Annotated in this window: 19 protein-coding genes and 2 tRNA genes; 6 read left to right on the plus strand and 15 right to left on the minus strand. The window is 48.1% G+C overall.

What is annotated here, in order from left to right:
* Window positions 1–185 precede the first annotated feature (185 nt).
* From KDW_RS03545 to KDW_RS03570, 6 genes are all read right to left on the minus strand, one after another.
* Window positions 186–632 carry a tyrosine-type recombinase/integrase gene (locus KDW_RS03545; RefSeq protein ID WP_151754683.1) on the minus strand — a complete coding sequence of 149 codons (447 nt, stop codon included), beginning with the start codon at window positions 630–632 and terminating at the stop codon, window positions 186–188.
* 160 nt (window positions 633–792) lie between these two features.
* Window positions 793–2052: a tyrosine-type recombinase/integrase gene (locus KDW_RS03550; protein ID WP_162004920.1), complete on the minus strand. Its 1260-nt coding sequence runs from the start codon at window positions 2050–2052 to the stop codon at window positions 793–795.
* Between the two features lie 467 nt (window positions 2053–2519).
* A tRNA-Gly gene (locus KDW_RS03555) sits at window positions 2520–2595 on the minus strand.
* Between the two features lie 4 nt (window positions 2596–2599).
* Window positions 2600–2672 (minus strand) — tRNA-Pro (locus KDW_RS03560).
* A 96-nt stretch (window positions 2673–2768) separates the two neighbouring features.
* Complete coding sequence (locus tag KDW_RS03565; RefSeq protein WP_151754685.1) at window positions 2769–3218, minus strand: hypothetical protein; 450 nt, start codon at window positions 3216–3218, stop codon at window positions 2769–2771.
* Window positions 3219–3330: 112 nt separating this feature from the next.
* Window positions 3331–3714: a response regulator transcription factor gene (locus tag KDW_RS03570; protein WP_151754686.1), complete on the minus strand. Its 384-nt coding sequence runs from the start codon at window positions 3712–3714 to the stop codon at window positions 3331–3333.
* 207 nt (window positions 3715–3921) lie between these two features.
* On the opposite strand from KDW_RS03570, the gene KDW_RS03575 reads away from it, so the two are divergent.
* The gene (locus KDW_RS03575) at window positions 3922–4899 is read left to right on the plus strand and encodes a GAF domain-containing protein (RefSeq protein ID WP_151754687.1); all 978 of its coding nucleotides are present in this window, start codon (window positions 3922–3924) and stop codon (window positions 4897–4899) included.
* A gap of 39 nt (window positions 4900–4938) precedes the next feature.
* Here the strand turns inward: KDW_RS03575 and KDW_RS03580 are convergent, their stop codons facing one another.
* Both KDW_RS03580 and KDW_RS03585 read right to left on the minus strand, forming a co-directional pair.
* Window positions 4939–6336, minus strand: coding sequence for a sigma-54-dependent transcriptional regulator (locus tag KDW_RS03580; RefSeq protein ID WP_151754688.1), 1398 nt, complete (start codon window positions 6334–6336; stop codon window positions 4939–4941).
* A gap of 45 nt (window positions 6337–6381) precedes the next feature.
* Window positions 6382–8838 carry a GAF domain-containing sensor histidine kinase gene (locus KDW_RS03585; RefSeq protein WP_151754689.1) on the minus strand — a complete coding sequence of 819 codons (2457 nt, stop codon included), beginning with the start codon at window positions 8836–8838 and terminating at the stop codon, window positions 6382–6384.
* Window positions 8839–9490: 652 nt separating this feature from the next.
* Between KDW_RS03585 and KDW_RS03590 the strand changes: the two genes are divergently transcribed.
* Window positions 9491–10180 (plus strand): hypothetical protein, encoded by a 690-nt coding sequence (locus KDW_RS03590; protein ID WP_151754690.1) that lies wholly within the window; start codon window positions 9491–9493, stop codon window positions 10178–10180.
* A 52-nt stretch (window positions 10181–10232) separates the two neighbouring features.
* Here KDW_RS03590 and KDW_RS03595 read toward each other — a convergent pair whose 3' ends face one another.
* Window positions 10233–11528 (minus strand): cytosine deaminase, encoded by a 1296-nt coding sequence (locus tag KDW_RS03595; protein WP_151754691.1) that lies wholly within the window; start codon window positions 11526–11528, stop codon window positions 10233–10235.
* A 148-nt stretch (window positions 11529–11676) separates the two neighbouring features.
* On the minus strand, window positions 11677–13062 hold the full coding sequence (locus KDW_RS03600) for a cytosine permease (RefSeq protein ID WP_151754692.1): 1386 nt from the start codon (window positions 13060–13062) through the stop codon (window positions 11677–11679).
* A 639-nt stretch (window positions 13063–13701) separates the two neighbouring features.
* Between KDW_RS03600 and KDW_RS03605 the strand changes: the two genes are divergently transcribed.
* On the plus strand, window positions 13702–15810 hold the full coding sequence (locus KDW_RS03605) for a GAF domain-containing protein (protein ID WP_151754693.1): 2109 nt from the start codon (window positions 13702–13704) through the stop codon (window positions 15808–15810).
* 212 nt (window positions 15811–16022) lie between these two features.
* On the opposite strand, the gene KDW_RS03610 is transcribed toward KDW_RS03605, so the two are convergent.
* The 3 genes from KDW_RS03610 to KDW_RS03620 form a co-directional block, all read right to left on the minus strand.
* Window positions 16023–16649, minus strand: coding sequence for a TetR/AcrR family transcriptional regulator (locus KDW_RS03610; protein ID WP_151754694.1), 627 nt, complete (start codon window positions 16647–16649; stop codon window positions 16023–16025).
* A 127-nt stretch (window positions 16650–16776) separates the two neighbouring features.
* Window positions 16777–17787: a cation diffusion facilitator family transporter gene (locus KDW_RS03615; protein WP_151754695.1), complete on the minus strand. Its 1011-nt coding sequence runs from the start codon at window positions 17785–17787 to the stop codon at window positions 16777–16779.
* Window positions 17784–18224, minus strand: a complete 441-nt coding sequence (locus KDW_RS03620) for an ArsR/SmtB family transcription factor (RefSeq protein ID WP_151754696.1) — start codon at window positions 18222–18224, stop codon at window positions 17784–17786. The genes KDW_RS03615 and KDW_RS03620 overlap by 4 nt, the downstream gene beginning before the upstream one ends.
* Before the next feature lie 149 nt (window positions 18225–18373).
* On the opposite strand from KDW_RS03620, the gene KDW_RS03625 reads away from it, so the two are divergent.
* A complete protein-coding gene (locus KDW_RS03625) occupies window positions 18374–20392 on the plus strand; it encodes a sensor histidine kinase (RefSeq protein WP_151754697.1) in 2019 nt (672 codons plus the stop codon).
* 3 nt (window positions 20393–20395) lie between these two features.
* On the opposite strand, the gene KDW_RS03630 is transcribed toward KDW_RS03625, so the two are convergent.
* The gene (locus tag KDW_RS03630; RefSeq protein WP_151754698.1) at window positions 20396–21172 is read right to left on the minus strand and encodes a transcriptional regulator; all 777 of its coding nucleotides are present in this window, start codon (window positions 21170–21172) and stop codon (window positions 20396–20398) included.
* 45 nt (window positions 21173–21217) lie between these two features.
* Window positions 21218–22183, minus strand: coding sequence for an ROK family protein (locus KDW_RS03635; protein ID WP_151754699.1), 966 nt, complete (start codon window positions 22181–22183; stop codon window positions 21218–21220).
* Window positions 22184–22559: 376 nt separating this feature from the next.
* Here KDW_RS03635 and KDW_RS03640 point away from each other — a divergent pair, with 376 nt between their 5' ends.
* Both KDW_RS03640 and KDW_RS03645 read left to right on the plus strand, forming a co-directional pair.
* Window positions 22560–23072, plus strand: a complete 513-nt coding sequence (locus tag KDW_RS03640; protein WP_151754700.1) for a hypothetical protein — start codon at window positions 22560–22562, stop codon at window positions 23070–23072.
* A gap of 11 nt (window positions 23073–23083) precedes the next feature.
* Complete coding sequence (locus tag KDW_RS03645) at window positions 23084–23488, plus strand: PleD family two-component system response regulator (RefSeq protein ID WP_151754701.1); 405 nt, start codon at window positions 23084–23086, stop codon at window positions 23486–23488.
* The last annotated feature ends 55 nt before the right edge of the window (window positions 23489–23543 follow it).

The following is a 23543-nucleotide window of genomic DNA, read 5'->3' on the forward strand; positions in this document are numbered from 1 at the left end:
AGGGAATATCCTTTCATCATCTCTCGCTTTTTGAAACGTGTCCAAAACAATACTGTACTCGTCCACAAAAGGGCTGTACATGTCCACAAAAATGCCGTACAAATCCCGAAAACGGCTGTCAGTACAGGCAACGGCTGTACGTGTCCACAAAAATCTTGGACATGTACAGCAATACCGCATACCCTTCACACCCCAAGCTTTTCACGACACCACAGTATTCGTAAATTATGAAAACACAGGTATGGCAATCCCACCTGTTCGCATACAGCAGACCATTCTTGCAAAAAGCGCTGTGTACTGAGCTCCTCCCCCACCCCATCAGGGAAAACGAGATCAGGATACCGTTTCGTGGTATCGGCGTTTCTATTTCGCTCTTTCTGGCAAAGAGCGTGCTTGCTGAGTGCGTGTGCAACATTTTCAGGGAGGTTCATGCATCGCACATGGCTCTTTTTTTTCGAGTTCAAAACGGAGATCTCGCCTTTTTCTAGATCAACCTCTGCCCAGGTTAAATGTCGCAATTCGTCACGCCGCAAGCCCAAATCAAGTGCCAGCAATAACATCGATTCCAAGTGGTGACCTTGCAGCCCCTCTCGCAGCATTTGGATCTGCGCTTCTGTAGGATAGTTCTTCATATTCTGATCTCCTTCAAATCACAGAAGATATGGAAGGTATGCTTCATATGGCCGAGTCAGCAAAACATTGCTTGCTTCACACCGCATGACACGTCACAGAGAGCATACCAACCAAAACAACTTGAAATCACAAATGTGTGAAGGCTTGATGCCCCTTTTTTTACTTTTTCTGATCTGCTGGCTTATACCCTCTACGTCTCGTCTCGCGAGGTCCTGGAATGCTTGCAGGAAGATGGTCGCCGGGGCTATATTTCCTCTTCTGCTCTTGAATATCCTCATCATTCATGTGCATATAGAGCTTCACCGTCGCCATGTCTTCATGTCCGAGCAGTTCCTGGAGGCTAAAGGGATCCTTGCCCAGCTTGAGGTAACGAATAGCAAACGTATGTCGGAAAATGTGTGGGCTAATCCGCTTACCAGTGATCCCAGATCTCTTTTTCAGGCGTGCAAACAAGAGCGTCACTCCATTCTTCGTGAGTGGCTTGCGGGTTTCGGCGAGGAACACGTGATCTTCCCCAAGACTTCCCCATTCATCGAGTTCTCGCGCATCAGGACGGTGACGATCCAGGTAGTGGAGCAGATTACGCAAGCAGTTTTGCCCAAGGGCAATCCGCCGTTCTTTTGATCCCTTCCCTTTCACGGTAATAAGTCCATGCTTGCGATCAAAATCTTCCAGGCGCAGATGGATCAATTCCGAGAGACGAATACCACTGTCATAGAAAAGCCAGAGAATAGCCCGGTTGCGCACGGTAGCCCTTTCCGCAAACAGTCCATCTTCATTGGGAGGAGCACAGGCGAGCAGAAGCCGTTCAAACTCCTCGTCACTAATGGTTTTAATCAATGGCTTCCCAACCTTTGGGAATGCTACACGCGCAAAGGGATTATCTGTAATGGTTCCCTGACGGACCAGCCAATGAAAAAACGCACGGGCTGATCGCGCATACGTCTGGATCGTCCGCTCATTGCGCATTTTTCCACGCGCACCAGGTGTTTTGCGCAGGTAGGTAAACCAGGCAGAGATATCAGGGGAGTCAATCTCGCCAACAAGCGTAATCTCTCGCCCGTTCTCTAGATATGCCTGGAACAGTCCAAGGGCAGTACGATGCCACTCCAGCGTTTTGTTACTATGATTGCCTCCAACATGATCATCAAGGTAATCATCAATGGCTCGCTGGACAGTCATTCTCGCTCGTCGTCGGGCCTGTAGTGCCTGAGGTTTCGTGTCCTCCTCTCGCTCCTCCTGCTCATGCGTTGCTTTTTGTTGTTGTCGTACGTGTTCTTCCTGATCAAGTTTCGTTCTCTGTGCCTTGGCACGAGCCTGCGTGACCTTTGTCGCACGATGACTGTACCCGGCAGACCGAGCTTGCTCCAGAGAAACTTCACGTGAGATAGACATGGGATGTGTTTCGTGTGAACTCATGTGTTCATTGCCTCCTTCAAACACAACAGTGTTGTCCTCGTGAGTGGTTTTGCTCCAATGATACTTTTGCATAAGAGGGAGAAAAGAGGCAGATGAGGGATAGGTTGGGGGGAGGGCAGGGTGGCATAACCTGGAAAGGCAGGCTCTTCCAATGGTGCGCAGGCAGGCTGTCGTATGTCATGAGGCAGGTCGTTCTGCTAAAATGAGGCAGGTTGCCTACACATTTAGAACAACACATTCCTTGTGACAGAACATTTTTTGGGCAGGCTGTCTCCCAAAAAACACCTTGCGACATCCTTTTTTTGGACAGGCTGTTCACTCCATGGTGGCAGGCTGTCTCCCAAAAACACGGCAGGCTGTCGTTGACCACTTTTTTGCACACAAAAAAACGTTCCCCTCAAAAACCGATCATACACATTTCTTGTGAAATGGCTTCAGATCAGGCCTGAGGGGAACGTTTGTACTGCTGGAGCGGGAGACGAGACTCGAACTCGCGACAACCTGCTTGGAAGGCAGGGACTCTACCAACTGAGTTACTCCCGCGAAGTCGGGGTGCGCAGACTCGAACTGCGGACCTCCTGGTCCCAAACCAGGCGCGCTACCAACTGCGCCACACCCCGTCGACACTGTGTACTATATCATTCCTCTAGAGCTTTGTCAAGCACTTTTTTTCTGAATTTTCACAGGCGTAGGAAAATTCGTTTTTCCTCGGCATGCTATTGTTCATCTTTGCGCCGATAACGCAGCTTCAAGATCAATAAGTTCCACTGTGTTTTTAATGTACTCCAGGGACCACGCCGCAATGGGGTGATCTTGATGTTCCCATAACGTGTAGAACGCCCCCGACGCCCTTGAAAGATAAATTGCGAGAGCATCACCAAAATAACACCGACAAAACCTGCCAGTGCTAAAATCAAGGTGATGATATTTGGTCCCGCCAGATATGCATATGCTCCGGCGAGTAAGGCACAAATCACCGTTCCTAGTAGGAGGCGCTCCACTGTAGAAAGGTTCCAGGAAATAGGCCGTGGTTGCTGGGTTCGCAAATCAGGGCCTGGTCGCCTGAGAAATCTTTCTCCAAATTTCTGGGACTTCCCAGCCTTTGGATCAGTGTGCTCCAGGTTACGTAGGATTTCTTCGATCTCACGTTCGTATCTATTTGGCATAGCCGCTCTGCTTCCTTGAACTTGTCAGGACGCTCTTGCTTGTAATGATACCAACTTTTGAGCGTAGAGACAAGTACTTTATGACATAATTTTCAGAAGTGAGAGGATGAATTTAACAACTGTAGGATTTTGCCCCTAAAATGGTTTGTACTTTCTCCGCTAACTCTAAAGGGTGAAAAGGTTTTGTCATATGTTGAACCGCTCCTAGATCAATACTGATCCGCTGGTAAATATCTTCGGCGTGTGCAGTAATCATCATTACTGGTATATCACGCGTAATAGGATCGGTTCGTAGACTCCTACAGATATGATATCCGTCTTCTCCTGGCATCATGACATCTAAAATTATCAAATCAGGTAATTGCAAAGCTAATAGTTGCTGCAGTTGCCGTCCATTTGAGGCCTTCTCTACTTGAAAACCATGACGAGTAAGCACAAATGTGATAATTTCACGTATTTCTTTATCATCGTCTACCACAAGAATTCTCTTCACCATGCCCTCTCACCTTTCTCTGCCATCTCTCTCTTCTTATGATACAGATTTCCTATCAGAAGTACAACTCATACTCCCAAATAGGTTGTTGAAGTACATTTTATTCTCGTATTGTTATTTGGAGTGTTGACTGACCCCCCATCCTCTGTTATCATATGCCTCAGGATCTAACAGTAATCTATTTAGTAATAATAAAAGAGGTGGAAAGACATGGTCACCCCTCCTCCTTCCTGGTCAATTGTCTTACAGGGGATCATCAAGTCATCTGGGGAAAGACAACGCTTGTCAGCAGCCCTTGGTGTCACAAGTATGACGCTCTCACGCTGGGCAAGCGGTGAATCAAAACCCCAGAAACAGCATTTAATTCATTTACTCCAGGTTGTGAATACCAATCAACGTCCTGAATTACTTGAAGCACTTGAACAACACTATCCCGATATTCAGACCTGGTTGACTGAAGATGGCTCTGAACATATTCCATCAGAGTTTTTTGCACAGGTACTAAATATACGCACAACGACGACTGAGAGTTTACGTTTCTGGCGTATTAGCGAACTGGTCCTGAAACAGGCACTCACACAACTTGATCCCAATCGTCTGGGTATGGCAGTAAAACTCGTTCAATGTATGCGACCCGATTCAGAAGGGAAGATTCGCAGTTTACGGGAACGCGCTGGCAAAGGAACCTTGCCCTGGACAGCCGATCTGGAACATGATGTGCTCTTCCTTGGTCTGGAATCACTTTCTGGCTATGCTGTTGAAGTACGCCATATTGTCAGTGATGACGATCTCCGGCAAAGCAAAACCTTCCCTGCTGTTCAAGATGCTTTTGAGGTGAGTGCAGCCGCTCACCCAATCCGTTTCGAAGGTCGCATTGCTGGTTGCTTGCTCGCCTCCAGTACACAGCCAGGATACTTTTCTCAACAACGCCTCAACCTCCTGACGATATTTAGCGACCTGATCTCTCTGGCTTTTGATAAAGAAGATTTTTATCCATCGAATGTGATTGAATTGCGCGTGATGCCAAAACCCAAAGTTCAGCGTCCCATTCTGGCAAATTTCCGACAACGTGTTACCATCAAATTCCAACAGGCCATGCAACAACACCAACAATTAAGTAATGCTGATATCGAGCAGGAAGCCTGGCAAGAATTAGAGGCTGAATTACTTTCCCATCATATACCATAATGCAAAAATGCCCTATAATTCGTACACTACCATAAGCAGCTAATCAATATCATATTTTTTCATCAGATAACGCAACTGATCCACTTTAGCCAGTCCAAGGAGCTCGGTTGCTTGCATACGGTTATGCTTTGCGACCTCTAAAGCGCCACGTACCAGATGTTTTTCCAGGCGGCCATTGATTTCATCTAACGAGACGGGACCAACTGGCCGCAAGTTTAACCATTGTTCCCAGGGATCATTCCAGGTGTCTGCATGAATATCTGCCTGCCCTACCGTATCTTGTGGCAAATGCAGTGGCAATAATTCATCACTGGTACTTAAAATCATCGCCCGTTCAATGACATTTTTTAGCTCACGAATATTGCCTGGCCAGCGATAGGCAAGCAAGAGGCGTTGAGCCTGTGGAGAGATACGACTCACATTACGCCCCATGGTTTTATTGAATTCATCGATAAAACGCGAGGCAAAAAGAATGATATCACCAGGACGCTCACGTAATGGTGGGAGAGGAATAGTCAGAACAGCAAAGCGAAAATAGAGATCAGAACGGAAAGATCCTTCAGCCCTGGCCTTATCAAGGTCTCGATTGGTAGCTGCCAGCACACGCACGTTCAGACGAACCTCTTTGCTCCCACCAAGGCGAAAGAATGAACGTGTTTCAAGTACTCGCAATAACTTAGCCTGCATGTCCAGTGGCATCTCACCAATCTCATCTAAAAAGAGGGTACCCCCCTCCGCTAATTCCAACAAACCACGCTTCTGCTGCTTGGCATCAGTAAAGGCATACGCTTCATACCCAAATAATTCGCTTTCAATTAAATTGCTGGCAATGGACGCACAATTCAAAGCGTGAAAAGGTCCGGCACTACGTGAACTTTGTTCGTGAATGGCGTGTGCCACCACTTCTTTGCCAGTTCCACTCTCTCCAATAATCAACACCGATGCATCACTGGGCGCCACGCGAGCAACCAGGTCAAACACTTCGCGCATGCGCTCACTATGTCCAACCACATATTTAAAATGATAATTATCGCTACGCTCTTTACGTAACTGGCGCAACTCGCGCGACATAGCACTGGTCTCTAAGGCACGCTGCACCACCAGGAGAAGCTCGGCCAGATCAAATCCTTTCAGAAGATAATCCACCGCTCCTAATTTCATGGCTTCAACCGCGCTCTGTACATCGCCATAGGCAGTCAGGATAACCACAGGAATATCCGCGTCAAACTTACGGATCTGAGAGAGTATTTCCAGTCCGCTGAATCTTGGTAACCGTAAATCAAGCAAAACCAGATCAAGTGTGCGATGATGAAGCTCGGCCAGACCTGCCTCCCCCTCTGCTGCGGTAAAAACATCATAGCCTTGCCGTTTCAAAAAGCGTGCAAACTGATGTGGCAAATAGGGCTCATCATCAATAATAAGAATAGCCAGACTCACAACGACACCTCCTGCTTTACCTGGCTTGAAAGATAAGCAACATGTTCACTTAAGGGGTCCATCATATACAACATCACTTGAAACAAAGGGCATCCGTACAGCGATAGTAGTTCCATACCCATACTGGCTATCAATACGCAGGTACCCACCATGATCCTCAACCAATCTCCGGGTAATTGCCAATCCTAAACCAATCCCATGTGCTTTCGTCGTATAAAATGGTTGAAAGATATGCTTTAATTGCTCAGGTGCAATACCCATACCGGTATCCCGAATCAAGATTTCTAGCCACTGTTCTACCATAAACTCTTTCTGGCTCACATGCCTATCAATCAACCAGGCATAAGCGCTGGGAGCCAGGCCAGAGGTGCCAGATGGTCGCTGCGTGGGAGGACAATCTGAACCGGCAGTATCGTAGATAGCCTGTTCAGTCGAGATACTGTGACAGGAAACAGTCAGGATACCGCCATCACTCATGGCCTGCAAGGCATTAAGAAAAAGGTTTAAAAGTACCTGCTCTATTTGCCCGGTGTCTATCCAGATAGGTGGTAGTTCATCAAAGATGCGGTGAATTTCAACGTTGGCCTCCGTACACTGATTTTGAATCACAAGAAGTACTTGCTCACACAGGTCAATAATATCGCAACGTATACGGTGCAGTTGACGTGGTTTAGCAAACAGCAGTAGATCACGCACAATACTATCTAAGCGCTCAACTTCTTTCAGCACAACACCAGTGGAGGTTTGAATCCATTCTCGCTGCTCCTGCAGTTCAACTTCCCCATCTTCAGCCAGCAAATCATTATGCAACATCTGAATAGAAGTCTTAATTGATGCCAACGGATTACGGACCTCATGGGCAACACTGGCCGCCATTTCACCCAGTGAGGCCAGACGATCCAGACGGCGCTTCTCCTCCTCCAGACGATGCATAGCGGTCACATCGACAAAGGTTGTCAATACCCCCATCTGGCTCCCCTCATCGTCGTAGAGAGGCCGCATATCCACATCTAATACTAGCTCGCGCTCATAACGATCCATCGTTACAATGGTCTGGCTCTGTGCTTCACCTATATGCATTCCCACCAGAAACGCCTCTTGCGCTTGAATCGAACTGCTGTATCCTGCTGGTGAACTACCAGGCACAGATGGATTAAGATGTAAGTCAAGTATTTTTCGTAAAGGTTGTCCGAGCACCTCATAAGGATGGTAACCAAGGATAATTGCCGCGGCGCGATTAAATGTGTGTACACAACCACTCTGATCGGTGGCGATCAGCCCACTGGGTACACTCTCTAGAATCAAAGTATGTAAACGCTGATCTTTCAACACCTGGCGTAAAAGCTCACGAGCTTCATTACGAGCCAGGACCACCTCTTTTACCAGGTGCATATTTTCCAAAGCTGCGCTGGCCTGACTGGCAACAACCTGCAGCAGGGCAATCTCTGACTGCCGCATCTTCCACGGACGATAATAGCCGCCTACAATACAACCGAAAAGCCGGGTAGGTTCAATACTGGTAGTTCTATCACCTGTCTCAGCAGCCATCCGCTCGCGATTAAAACGTTCCAAAGGCTGGCTACTCAGTAAAGGGAGGACAAAAAATGTTTTGACTCGCTCAGGCAACTCCTCAAAATAGTCATGGACATATTCATGCCTGCCATCGCCTGGTCGCTCAATAATCAGAGGGAGAATCGAACGTTGCTCCCGAAAACGCTGAAAAAGGAGCGTCCTTAAGCGCGGGGTCAACCAGCTACTTGTATCCAGAGGAGTGTCTGCTTCTAAAACCTCACAGAGATCAACGAGAGCGATCTCACGTGTACGTTGCAGGACCACACTGCGTAGTCGCTCTATTTCAAAAAGGGAGCCGTTCATCTGGCTGCTAATGCTATTGAGTAAGGAAAGCTCGTGAATACGCTCACGATCCCGTTCTAACAAACGTGTATTCTCTAAGAGCAGCGCAATCACACCTGCCACTGCCTCTATGGCTCCGTCCGCTGGTAGGGACCAGGTGGGGGGATAGCCACTTTCGCTCTCATCCTCACCACGCAATAGAACCATTACCCCGATGCTGCGCTGCCGATACATCAATGGTACGGCCAGTAATGTTGGGGCACAGGCTGGTTTATGGATTACGCGTCGTTCACGCCAGGCCGCAGCTTCTGGCTCATCGGCATGAACATCAATAGGATTCACATGGGCAACCGCCAGTAAGGCAGCAGACCAACCTGGCAACTCATCAAAAGACCCCGATGCCAGTTGGAGCGTCTCGCCGACCAGTAGATAGAGGAGTACACAACGACACTTGAGTAGCGCAGCTAAACGTCGTGGCAGGCTATCTCGCAATGTACGGTAGTCAGTAACCGCACTAAAATCAATAAGTAGTGTGTTTACAATCACAGGTACAGAGATTTGTTCACAATCTTGCTCCACATCCATCTTCACATCAGCCCCCTCTTCCTCCATCACTTCAATCGTGCGGGTGCCCCTGCCTTCAGGCATGGGGAGGAAGCACGCCTCCTGTTGCTGTTCCTTGTGTGTCGTCCCTTACGGGAGACCGTTTTTGGTGGGAACGGTCAAACCCCACTGGTTTCCCAGGTAAAGTGTGCCTCGACGAGGATACCGGCCTGCACATCTTCTCAGCACGGCCTCGAACCCCGTCTGACTAGTTAACTGAGAAGTTCTAGAGCAACGCGCTGGCAAGCACGCGTTGGTAGGTTCTTTGACACTGCCGCTATCGTAGCCCGATGGGTGCTTGCACCCCTGGCTGGGTCTGGTCAGGTCCGGACCTGGAGAAGACGGGCAGCAATCACCCCATCTCCAAGCCCCCGCCGCAGAGGCGTGGGGTACCTGACTCAATACATCTCCCTATTCTTCGTCCGCCGCCGCCGAGAAACGCTTAAACGAGGATTATGCCTTACTATACCAGAATATGCTCGATTTTGCACCATGTCAGGAAAAATATGAAGATATTGTCATCATATGCCTACATTTCCAGTTGATGAGTAAAACCAGCTGCGCGTGAGCAGCTTTCACACATACTCTTCAAGAAGCTTCTATAAGAAGGACCATCTATTTGTAGCAACCCTGGCCATGTTTTATAATAGAGCCGGATTTCGCATTCTTAATTGGCGAGGGAGAGCACTACGCAGCCATGACACAAACCAATAACGTACCGGCTAAAGATGCAGCCGATGCATCTGCCAGAAAACATCGGAGCATAACCGCCCCACTGTGGGTCTCTACAGTGGCGACATTACTCTTTGGCATCGTCTATACCATTTTACCAGAACGGATCACCATTGGTCCCAGCTGGCTACCATTGTGTATTATAGGAATTCTTATTTTGCCCGGCCTCATCACTCTTGCGCTGGGTCGTCCACTTTCCCATAAGATTAATCGCTATATTGCCTTTTGTATTTTAGCCGTGATCACATGCTTTTTGGTCGTGAGTGTAGGGCTCTTAATCGCAACTTTACCAAACAGACAACAGGGAAACGATGCGGTCAACTTGCTGCGCACCGGAGGAGCCCTGTGGATAAGCAATGTGCTGGTCTTTGGACTCTGGTATTGGGAGATTGATGGCGATGGTCCTCACAAACGGGCCCAGATGGGACATCAGGCCGCTGATCTGCTTTTCCCCCAACAACTAGATGGCAATAAGCAACAATGGGTACCACACTTTGTTGATTATCTCTTTGTTAGTTTTAACGGGGCAACAGCTCTTAGTCCCACGGATACGTATCCTTTGACTCATCGGGCTAAAATACTGATGATGATTGAGGCCATCATTGCTCTGACCATTCTCTCCATGCTGATTGGGCGCGCCATCAATCTTGTCTGATCCGTTGATGCAACGCAGCTATGGCACACCCAATCCGAAATAAACCCAGGGACTACTGAAGTTGCGGACGATAGGTCACGCTCTGATCGTCACTACCGTCTTGACGGTGAAGCACGCTGTGGGCAGGCGTAGTAGTAGCAACTTCACGTCCCCGCTTGAAAACATGCAGACGCGCAGGTAATAAACGCAGGGCCTCAAAGGCATTTGGAGCATCCAGCAGTAGAAAATCTGCTGGTTTGCCTTCCTCAATGCCATAGCGGTCCTGAATGCGCAAGGTTTTGGCTGCATTCGCGGTAATCAGATCAAAGACCGCATCAATCTCTTCATAACCACTCATATGGCAAAGATACAGTGCCAGTTGTGCCGCCGCCAGCATGTCTCCCCGCCCCATAGGAAACCAGGGATCCATAATTGAGTCATGTCCTAGCGCGACGTTGACACCGCTTGCCAGTAGCTCTTTAACACGCGTAATACCACGACGTTTGGGGTACGAATCGAAACGCCCCTGCAACACAACATTATCAAACGGATTGGCGACAACGTTTACCTGCGCACGGGCCAGCAAGCCGATTAATTTAAAAGCATAGGCGTTATCATAAGAATGCATGGCGGTACAATGGCTGGCGGTCACGCGCCCTTGCCAGCTCTGCTCAATAGTATCGGCCGCCATCACTTCAGTGAAACGTGAAAGAGGATCATCGGTCTCATCACAATGACAATCGATATCGCGATTGAACTCTTTGGCCAGGGCAAAAGCATAGTGCACATCTTCAACCCCCATATCCCGAGTCCATTCATAGTGTGGAATTCCTCCAACCACGTCACATCCCAATTCCATCGCCCGACGCATCAATTCTCGCCCACCAGGAAAAGAAAGAATGCCATCCTGTGGAAAAGCGACCAGTTGCAGATCACACATATCGCGCACTTCCTCGCGCACTTCCAGCAAGGCACGTAAAGCCGTCAAATCAGGATCGCAGGCATCCACATGACTACGGATATGGAGCGTTCCTTGCGCTACTTCCCACCGTATCTCTTCCAGCGCGCGACGCCTGACATCTTCATGTGTCAGGCTCTGCTTGCGTTCACTCCAGATCTGGATACCTTCGAGCAACGTACCGCTTTGATTATAGCGTGGTTGACCAAGCGTCAGAACCGCATCGAGGTGAACATGGGCATCAATAAAAGGAGGCGACAATAAACGTCCCGCAGCATCAATCTCCCGTGCGGCTGTTACTGATGAGAGATCGCGAGCGATACGGGCAAACTGCCCATCCTGAATGGCAATATCTACAAGTTCAGGCTGTCGGTGTAAACGAGCATGTCGAATAATTACATCGTACTGCATTTTTTATCCTTTCCTCAGCCAGCATACATACTGGTCCGAGGCCTTAACGCCACAGATAACAAAAAGGGATGCCCCTCTTGCACGAAGGATATCCCTTTTATAGTAGCTACAACTGTCAAACCTGGACAAATAGCGTTGTCAGAATGACTTAGCGGCCAGTTTGCTTCAATTCAATACGCCGTAAAATGAGATAGGCGACCGCAGCAATAACAACCCCTAATTCAAAACCAATATCCATACCTCCCAGAGATCTGGCGATTGGACCGGTGAAAAGATACTGCGAAGCTCCTAACCAGACACCAATCAGGCCCAGGAACATCGAGGCTATAGCTGCCCAGCCAACCGGGAGTTTACTGCGTGTATTCCAATCATCGATGTTGTAGTTTCCTTTGCGGAAAACAAAATGCTCAAGGATCAGAATAATACACCAGGGACCTAACCAGTAAGCGATCAGCAACAGGAAATTGTCAAGCGTCTCGCTGAAACTATTCACAGAGGGAATGGCAATCAATACATAAATGACTGCCCCGATCAGCGTCCAGATTGCGCGATTAACACGCTGGAAAGCATGGCCCAGAACCTGCATGGTCAGCCCAAGGCTATAGTCATTGGGAATGTTGTTAGCAACCACGCTGAGCGCCAGCAAAGCCAGAATAACAGTACCCAGACCACCAAGAGGCTTTAAGACCAGAGCCAGCGAGTCTCCAGTACTAGCAGCACGGTAAGCACTCACAGTAGTTAAGCACAGTCCCAGAATTTCCAGAACAATGCAGGGAATGGTAACACCCAGAAAGGTTAACCAGAAGATACGCGCAGCGGAAGTTTCTTCTGGCTGATTTACATTGTAATCAGCAGCATAGGAACTCCAACCGGTAGCGAAACCATAGATGGCTCCTCCAAAGGAGATTAGACTGGCCAGCGTACCCAGATTAAGAGCTGGACCAGGCACAACTACCACATGTGGACCGGCTAGCACCATCAACAAAATAAAAATCAATGCCATCGGGATCCAGGCGTAGCGCTCATAGCGGTGCACATATTTATATCCATAAATACTGACCACAGTTGTGAGCACGGCAATAATCAGAATACCCGCCCAGGCCGGGACTGCACCATGGCTGAGCGCCTGTACCAGTTGTCCACCTACAATGACATTGACAGCAGACCATCCAATACATGCAGCAATATTGAACAAGGCCATAATGATGGTTCCCAGCCAGCCAAAGGAGAAGCGGGTAATCGTCATTTGCCGCAAACCAAGCTTTGGTCCAAGCGTGGAGAAAAAGGCAACTGGCAGGACACCTAAAAGATTAAATACAACAATAATTGCAATCCCCTGCCAGAAACCAAGCTTAAATAGAGGAATTGCCAGCGCTCCAAGTGCGACGGTTGATAGCACCAGATTGGCGGATAGCCACATGGTGAAATTATCAATAATGCGGACATGCGTTCTGGCCTGTGGAGAGACACGTTCGATTCCATGTGTCTCGATACCCTGTTCCATGACAGGGGTATCAACTGTATCTGTAGCCAAGAATGAAGGCTCCTTTGTAAATAAGGAAGACAATAATGCGACAAATAAAAAAAACAGACTAAAAAAAGCAAACAAATATGCGAAAAATCTCCATCAGCTCTTCAATTATAACAGGGAAGGATGATCTTCTGTCAACTTGTAAATACAAGTGTAAGCATTCATGTATGAAGAACTGCACATATTCTCAGTCACTAAATACGGAGACAACCAAAAGATTTTCTCAATAAAAACATCCAGTAAAATAAATTTCCTCAAAAGTATTCAGTTAATAATCATTTATCATTGATGAAAAAATGCCAAAAATAAGCGAAAAGCTTCCATTGAAACAGGCACAATTCAGTGCTTTTCAACTACTTTCTTAATGAAAATGTTTAAGCGAAGGTTAAACTCTAGACGTAGAGCAAGAAAATGGGTACAATGGCTCATATATAGTTATGGACGGAGTATCCATATGAAGCTAACCTGTAAAGGGCGACCAATGATGTAGCGCTCCCAAGTCTACACCATCTGGTCGCCCATCAACACATTCGGCACAATGTACACAGAATTCGAGACTTCTATGACAACCACGGTTCCAATGGTTGCAGCGGTGGTGACAGACGCACACCTGTGCTAGCAGTTGTCAGATCAGGAGGTTGCATGTCTTTCAAGGCAAGTACAAATCATCAGCTTCCCTCTTGTTCCCCCACCGACTCGGAGCAGTCGCTTGAGCAGTTACAATTGGAAATTAGCGAACTGCGCAACGAGATCGAGATGCGGACACAGGAGAATACCCTACTTAATGAAGTAATTTCCACCGTCGGCTCAACGCTGAGGCTTGATGATGTGTTACGTCACCTTGTGGACACAGTCGTCCGCGCTACGTCCTGCCAGATGGCATTCATCTATCTTTATGACAAAGACAAAGAACGACTGGTGCTGGCCAGCACCAATGAACGCTATCGCCACCTGGTAGGAAAAATCACGATGGGGGTTGGAGAAGGGATTGCGGGTTGGGTTGCACTACACCAAAAACCAGTCTTCCTCACTGATGAGGCCCTGGAAGATCCACGCTTTTGCTATTTCCCTGAGTTGGAAGAGGAAAAGTTTCAGTCCATTATGACTGTGCCGATCATCACAAAAACACGCCATCTGATCGGCGTCATCACGCTACAGGCCATCGCTCCTCATGAGTTTACAGAACAACATCGTTTATTTATCACCAATACTGCGTCCCTTGTTGCCAGTGCCATTGAAAATGCACAACTCTACGAAAACACACAACGCAAACTGAGCACGCTCACCACACTTTCCATTCTCAGCCAGACGATCAGTTCTGGTCTGTATCTCGATGATATGCTCCGTTCACTTGCAACCCTGACCGTACAATTAATGGAAGTAGATTTATGCGTCATTATGCTGATGGATCAGGCACGTGAACGTGATCTTGAAAGCTCCCGGCAAGCCAGACGCCTGACAGTGCGCGCTTCCTCCCCTAATCTCAATGATCGCGCTCAGTTTCACGCCATCGACATTGATCGCACGACCCTTGAACGCCTGCGCGAGTTGAATGAAGCAAATCTGGCAAAAGACAATACCCAGTCCTCTCTTGAGCTTGATCTAGAAAATGAACATGCGCTCGAACGGCTCAATCCACTCAAAGATAATCAATATCGTGCCTTGATTTCAGCCCCGTTGATCTCTGGCACGGAACAGCTAGGCTTGATCAATTGTTATTCGAACAAAGCCCGGCGCTATTCACCAGAAGATCAAACGCTCCTAACCACTATCGCTAATCAGGCCGCGATTGCCATTAAGAATAGCTACCTGGTAAACCAGCTGGCACAAAAAAATCTGGTGAAAGGTTTCTTTGACGATTTGATGCAGGGCACCAGCGATTCAGAGGATTCACTGCGGCAACGCGCGCATTTCCTTGGCTGCGATCTGACACGTGCACATGCGGCTGTAATGGTGGAAATTACGCACGTGGATGCGCGCTGGGATGATGCCACAGCTACTCCCCAGAAACAGGCCAGGCCAGAACGGAAACGCGATCTGCCACGTCCGGCCAGTTCAGATAATCCAGCCTATTCCCAGGGAATCACCTTACAGGCCGCATACAAGCGTATGGGAGGTATTGTTCGACGTCGCATTCAAGATAATTATTCAGGCTCAGTTTTCTATGAGCATGAAAATTTGATTACGTGCATTCTTCCGCTCAGCAAGGATCCCAATGGCTCACGCCTGAAACTCTGGCTTAAGGACCTGGCAGTGCAGATGCGCAATGAATACGATGTCTTCCTGTCAATCGGTATTGGCAACACCTGCCAATACATCAATGACTACCGACGCGGCTTTGCAGAAGCGAATGAAGCACTACAAATGGGACAGAATCTACAGGAGCCGAAATTGACGGAAGGAAAGAGAGTTCCTATCGTTACCCATTTCAATGATCTGGGAGTCTATCGCTATCTCTATAAAATCGCCCATATGGACGATTTGCGCGATGTGTACCAGGATCAAATTGCCCACATTGATAACTATGACCGGCGCAAAAATACTGATCTTCTGGATACACTGGAAACATATCTTGAGTGCGCGGGCAATCTGACCAAGACATCAGAAAAGCTTTTTGTACACCGTAACACCTTGATCCAACGTCTGGAACGTCTTCAGTCACTGTGCGATATTGATTTGCAAGAACGCAGTAACTGGCTGACATTGCAGGTTGCAATTAAAGTCTATAAGTTACGTAGTAGCGGCGAGTAATCAGTAGTCTGTTGTATCTTCTGGCTCTTGATGATCTTTCACAAATAAATCAGGTATAAAGAGGGGCATCGAGCCCCTCCTGCCGGGGTATGGGGTGCCCCCCACTCATCTCATCCCCTCGCCTCCCACCATAGGTGGGAGAGCTTTTTATACCTTCTTTAAAATTAAAGATCATCAAGAGCTAACGACAGGAAAAATACAGGATGGAATGACTATTGCGCGGCAATGCCACGAAAGAAGATTTTTCCGACGTGGATAACGATATCTTCTGGGGAAAGTTTATCTTCTGAGATCAGGCGTTCATAGCTTTTCGGAGATAACAAGCTTAAAAAAATACTGGTCATCACACTCGTTGGGAGCGTGGCATCGAACTCTCCCCGTGCCTTCCCTTCTTCTAAGAGCAAAGACACACGCTCAACTACACTTTCCCATAAAGATTTGATGCAATTTCCTTTTTCCGCAAACAGGCGGCGCATATCAACGCTATGATAAATGGTGGAGAGGAGTTGTGTACGTTTGTGGAACAGTCCTGCATACATAAAATACAGCAGCGCCTCTAACTTGGCCTGGGGAGAGGACTGGGCATCCAGGCTGGCATCCAGATGGCGCAAAATCTCTTGCATATCGCGAGCAAAAATGGCCACAATCAAATCATCTTTGCCTGGAAAATGCAGATAGACGGTACCTTTAGCGATGCCAACCCGGCTGGCAATTTCATCCATTGAGGTTTCATGGTAGCCGCGCTCTAAAAAAACCTCTTCAGCAACCTGAAGGATTAATGTCTCGCGTTCCTGCCGCTGCTTTTCTTTCAGGGAACGTGGTGATTGTGACGTTTGCATCGCTGTACCTCTTCACTGCTGCCATAAAGGCATCTTCTTGCGCTTAAATGCCTGCCACACAAAAATAGCACGGCTGGCATTCCATGTCAAGCAAAACACAGCATCATCTGTCAAAACGGCATAGCTCTTACTTTGTCAGAGATTGGGCGCTGACCGCCTCATGATCATGATCACAGCACTCATCCTGAGCACCTGAGCTTAAGCGACAATAAAGGCTTTCATCGCCACAGCAGGATGAAGCATGATCCTTACATTCAAACTGGATCGTCGCATGGCTGATATTATATGTCGTTTGTAACATGGTCTGAATCTGGCCTAAGGTTCGCGCGTTTTCCTGGGGGGCCAGATCACAGATGGAGACATGGCAGGAAAGGGCCGACATACCACTGGCAATACACCAGACGTGTAGGTCATGCACGTCATTCACCCCATCGAACGACTTGATATCTTCCACGAGTTGTTTGAGGGAGATATCAGCAGGAACAGCTTCAAGCAAAATGTCGGTGGTTTCGCGTACAATACCCCACGCGCCAAAAGCGATGAACGCGGCAATACCTACTGAGAGCAGAGGATCCACAAATGTCCAGCCAGTAAAGTAGATGATCGCACCTGCGAGAATAACTGCAACCGCAGCGCCGACATCGCCAAACACATGCAGACTTGCTGCACGCATATTAAGATTATGGCTCTCCTTACTCAATCCAAAACCAATAAACAGATTGATGGCAATGCCAATACCAGCCGATACAAACATGATCAATGGCTCAACAGGCTCAGGATGCTGAAAGCGTTGCAGGGCTTCCCAGGCGATAAAAACGGCGATCAGAATTAAAGAGATTGCGTTCAGCAAGGCAACGAGAATACCAACACGATGATAGCCATAGGTTTTACGCTCGTTTGAAGGTCGCTCAGCCTGTCCCGCAGCAAACCAGGCCAATCCCAACGCAAAAAGATCAGTTAAGGTATGTCCCGCATCTGATAGCAAGGCCAGTGAGTGCGACAGAATGCCACCTACGATACCAGCCAGAAAAATGATAATCGTCAGAAAAAAAGCGGTTCGCAGCGTCTTTCTGGCCATGCCATGCGTATGATCGTGATGATGTCCATGCGCGTGTGTATGTGTATGTCCTGAACTCATTGCGCTACCTCACGATCTACTGCACTTCCTGATATCTGGCCTTCAGCAGTATGATCAATACCCATGCGTAATAAGTGGCGAATATGTTCATCAACCAATCGGTAATAGACCACGCGACCGACTTTGCGCATCGTCACCACTTTCTGTTGCCGTAACACTCGTAACTGATGAGAGATAGTCGTATCGTCACGCCCGAGTCCAGCGGCCAGATCACAAACGCATAACTCACCTGTTGGAGAGGATAAGAGAGCATGCATGACCTGCAAACGTGTTGGATCACTCAACACAGAGAAAAGCGTGGCGATCCGCAAAGCATCATCTACTGGAAGCCCGTTATGCCGAATCGCGGCCACATGTTCAACATGGATTACGCGCTCCTGACATATCTCATCAATAGCAGAAATATTGGCAGGAGAAACAACTGATTTCGCAGCCATACTCTTCTTCATCCTTTCCTCGCATACCTGCACATACGTACAGCTATTCATCTAATCAGTATACCATATTCCAGGCCAAGGCTCAAGAAAGATTTGCCATACAGCCCGGTTGACTTGCGATAGTGGATTTTAAAGTGCTACACTTAAGTGTGTCTACTGCATTTAGCTCTGAACAGCATACAACTCATGTCTGGTGGCAACGTCTGCGTCCCAGACTTACAATCTTATATCTGGTGGTCGCATTGCTTCTAGTGCTGATCAGTGGAGCAGGGCATTTACGTCTGTTTCATGAGTTTGGGAAAGTCTTTGGCGGTTTTACCTGGGCTATTGATAGTGATAGCTCCAATGGACAAATTGTCATCATCACCACCCCCCCACAACTGCCTCCTTTTGCGATTCCGTCCGGGTCGCTGACCAGTGATACCCATATCATTAAAGCCAATAATACGCCTGGTGCAGCTGGTATGCAGAAAGTATATCAACATGCACACCCGGGGGAGATCATTACCTACACCGCTGGAGGTGACCAGACATCATCGATGATCTTTACCCGGCCAACCTCTGTTTTTAACTGGGATTTGTGGTGGCAAACCTTTGGAATGACCTTTATCGCTGGCATAAGCTGGCTGATTGTCGGCATCGTCTTACTCGCGACAGCCTCTGAATGGACGGGAGCGGTTGAAGGACTCACCTTACTTCCACCTGCAATGTTGCTTCTGCTCTATAGCCATTGGGGAAATATTCAAAGCGCGACCCCACCGGATTTTATTGTGCAAATGGTCTGGATCCCTTGCTTTGCCTTACTGGGAGCCGCCTTCATCCATCTAAGCCTCACGTACCGACCAATTGCCATGATGAAAGAGCGCAATCCTAGCTGGCTCATCGACGGCTTACCTTACGCTCCCCTATTGCTCTTGATAGGATATGAATGGCTCTCTTTTTTGACAATTGGCCATGTACCCATACGTACAAATATTGAGCTCAGTCTGGGCTATGCAGTACTGGGAGGAGTGGTTAGCTTAAGTATTGGCATCGTCTCAATCCTCCAGATGCTGAATCTCTGGCCAGCAAGCAAGCGTCGCCCTCAGGAAGTGCGCGGACAAATTATTCCTTCGCGAATCCGCCATCACATCGGTGATTTGTTAACATTATGGATTGGTGGGATCGGCCTTGGTTTCTGCTTTGGAGTATTGCCGATACTACTCACTGGAAAAACCCTGCTGCCGCTCTCAACCTTCTATATGCTCGCTACTATTTATCCACTGATCTTGCTTTACGCCATTCGTTCTCTCCGCTTGATCGCTCGCTTGCATGTCACTCTCGACCAGCGTGAGGAGGCACTGCAGGAGCAACAGAAGACTGCCCGCGTCTTACAGAAAACGAATGAAGAACTTACCCATGCAACTGAACTTTTGCTGCATGCTGATGCGCACCTGCGCTCTCTTTTGTCACAGCGCATCCACGATCAACCCAAACAACAGGCGCTACGCATTCGCTCATTACTTGGTTACTGGCAGCATAAGCTACGGCTGGAGATGGAGCGTTCCATAGATGGAAAAGTAACTGCGCCGCAAATTATTGAGGCATTGGGGAAGGTGCGTAAAATCAGCGAGGAGCTTGAAAGAGATCTCCATGGCTTACAACTGCTGGTCGAAGATGCTTACCAAAGGCGTAGTCTGGGCTTAAAACTACACCTGGAAAAGCTTGTACGCGAGGATTTACCCCAGTTGCATCCTGAATCTTCTCTGCAGATTCAAGCCGATCTCTGGGCCCTGGATGCGTTAAGTCTGGATTTAGAGCAAACAGATATCGGTGAGAAGATTGCGGAAGCCATCTCCTACACGGTGACACAGGCTTTACTCAATATATATAATCACGCGGGAGCAAGCTTCGCTACCGTGCGCACCACATGCGAGGAAAACATCCTCAAAGTGGAAATCGCTGATGATGGCCATGGTTTTAATATTCGCAATGTTCCACCCGAGAAAACAAGTCTGTTCAAAGGTGAATTAAAAGTGCGCGCCGCCCACGGCACCCTTCACATAGAGTCTTTTCCCAGTCCTGGACCCAACCATGGCACGACCATCCTGCTAGAGATTCCTTTACCACCAGAGGCACAACTTCCAGTCTCTCAAGCATTACCTGATTATAAAGAACAATATAATTAAGCTTTATAGTGGTGAAGGCTCGCGCCGCAGTCCAGCGTAGGCTTCATAGGCATGAGCCAGCAGGACACGGCGACCTGGATCACTGGGGGCACCTTCTATCGAAAAGAAATTGTACAGTTCACTGACAAGATTCTCAACCGGACCAATATTGGGAGCGCCTTTGGTATTCAGAAAGCCCATGCGTAAAGCAATATCATCATTGCTTAATCCTTGAGCAATCAAGGTGGCGCATTCTTCCTGCCGCGGCGTCAGGCGCAAGCCACGTAGGCGTTTAAGCAGATAATTCAAAACCTCGGGATCAATAAAGGTTTCTTTACGCTGCACGACCTCGGCAGCAATATGTTCTAAATAGTCGGGTTCCATATTGTTGAAAAGCGCATAACCATGCAAGCCTGAAGCTTTGCCCGCGCGCCGACTACGACTGCGAAGAGTCCCCCGACGTGTATACTCATGCCGAAATACCTCAGCCGCCAGCGTCCAACTAGGATCCTGCGTATAGATAACCACACGGAGACCCGGAGCGATCTCTAACAACGCACGCCCCAGTTCCACGCCATTGCTTGAGCCGAGGCGCAGATCCGACAGAACTAACCAACCAGAAAGTGCAGCATTTTCAGCCTGTTGCAGACATAACTGCTCAATCAATGTGATCGCGCCCTGGGCATCCCCAGACTGTCCTTGAATTTGTAGAAGCGTTGTCTCTTCCACAAATTCACATACTCCTCGGCGTTTAACGGGAGTATCGTCAATCACAATCACAGGAATCTGTGTGTTTTTCATAGAAATAGTATATGTTCCAAAATCTAGCCTTGTCCAGGATGTATGTTAGAGACCAGCAAAAGGTACAATCGAACCAATCAAGGCGGCATCGTTTCTCAGACAGGATGATACAACTTCGGTCCGCTGAGACAAGGCCAGCGGAAAACGGGCGCTAATCAGTGTGCGTATCTGCGCAAGCAAACTTTCGCCTCCATATAATACACCACCGCCTAAAATAAAAATACCTGGTTCAAATAAGCTGATATAACAACTAATAGCTTCAACCAACCAGCGCGCAAGTTCACGATAAATTTGTAGCGCCAGATTATCGCCACGCGCCGCCTCCTCACCCAATAATTGATGGCTAAACACTTCATGACGCTGAAAACGCTGGGTTAAGGTTGTTTCTTCACCACGTCGCAGGGCCCGTTGCACCATCCGTTTGACCGCTTCAATCGAGAGTAACGTGTTAATGCAACCAGGCTTACCACAACTACAACGCGGTCCGGTGGAAGATATAGGAACATGACAGACATGGCCGACATATTGCCGGCCAGAGCGCTCAAGCTGACCATCTATCACCAGCGATGCACCTACCACCGCGTTTACGGTTAAGTACAGTAAGCGCTGGTGGGCTTTTCCAGATCCAAAACGATGCTCTCCGAGAATAGCGGCATCGACATCAGCATAGATGTGAGTGGGAAGTGCATAACGACTTTCGAGGAGGTCCGAGAGGGGAAAATTATTGAGGGAGGGGAGAATCGGTACGTGCAATGGACGACGGGCCGCGCTATCTACTGATCCAGGGAGACTGATACCTATACCAAGGACTTCCATTTCGTGCTCCCTGGCATGTGTTAGCATCATATCAATTGCGCGTAAATATGGGTCAAGGGTTGCGACTGCTGGACGACTCCGTAATGTTTTGGCAATACAGCGTTGTTGCACATGCCCTTCCTGATCAATTAATGCAACCGTTGTTTGCCCTCCTCCAATCTCTACCCCAACCGCAACGCCCTTTGCTACGCTCATGGGCACCTGTCCTGCATGTCTGCATTCTAGTAATACACTAGAACTCTTGTTCTTATTATGCTACGTATCAAGCAATAGAGATGAGAACGATTTATACTTGTATATACCAGAAGTATAATCAGTAATAGAACATATGTCAAGTACAGATGTTTTGAATATCTGTACTTTAACTATTGCATGTTAAGCTGACAGAGCAAGAAACGAAGTGCTACTATAATTATTGGAAAACTTGTACGGATGCGACTGGCGTTGTAAGCTATGAGAGATTACATTGCTTTACTGATAACATTGAAATGAGGTAGCAGTACAGCAACAATGCCCTGTGGCGTTGCTGATATGTTGTATTGTTGGTTAAAGTACGCAAGGAGTTTCTACTGTGCCTGGCAAACATAATTCTGAACAATCTGGTAAAGCCCCGATTCTGGGACAGGGCCATAATTTGAGCAATGCAGAAGGGGAAATGATCAAACAGATGATCCGCGAAGAACAACATTCTCAACGCGAGCTGTTCATTCCTCAAGAAGATCTTGCTGACGAGGCGACAACCACCATGTCACCACCAACTGCTCAAGTGATCGCCGCCAGCCATATCCGCCCGATCCTTGAGATGTTTAACCGCGATTTTCTTTATGGACAGGGACGCTTCTACGAGTATAAGGCCGGCCTGATTTTTAAATGGGGAGATGGTTATTCACGTCGCCATATCTGGGCAACCGTGGAGGATGGCAACCTGGTGCTGGAAACCAGCCATGCAAAAAAATGTGATAAGCCTTATTGTAATGGCACCCACCATGTTCTGACTCCCGAGCTCTATACCGATCAAACATTGATCAATCAGGAACTGGGCGATCGTTTCCGCCGGCCTGTCTATGAAAGTACCGAAGATTAGGAAGAAATATTGTGGCTACTACTATTATTACACTGGAAAAAGATCTCTTTTTCTCGGTGAAAATTCGCGATACGCTCAGTCATCATGCTATGGATGTCTTGATCGCTCGCAATCTGTCAGCCTTTGAAAAGGGCTTACAGACACCCCATAAGCCAGTTCTGGCAATTGTGAATATCGCGATCCAGGGTGTTGATTGGGAAGAGGCGATTCGGGCAGCCGTCGTTCAACAGGTGCCAGTGCTGGCCTTTGGCTCGCATATGGATCTGGAGGCACGGAAACGTGCACTTGAGGCGGGTGCCAACAAAGTCGTGGCTAATTCAAAATTCACCAGCGATATGCCTGGCCTGGTACAGCGCCTGCTGACCACACCTGCTGAAAGCGACCAGGATAACGACACATTCTCTGAAGACGAGTAAATTGCGCCGGTTAGTACATGATACAAAAAAAGGAAGACTCCCAGAATATGATATT

This window comes from Dictyobacter vulcani (assembly GCF_008974265.1).
Taxonomy (GTDB): domain Bacteria; phylum Chloroflexota; class Ktedonobacteria; order Ktedonobacterales; family Ktedonobacteraceae; genus Dictyobacter; species Dictyobacter vulcani.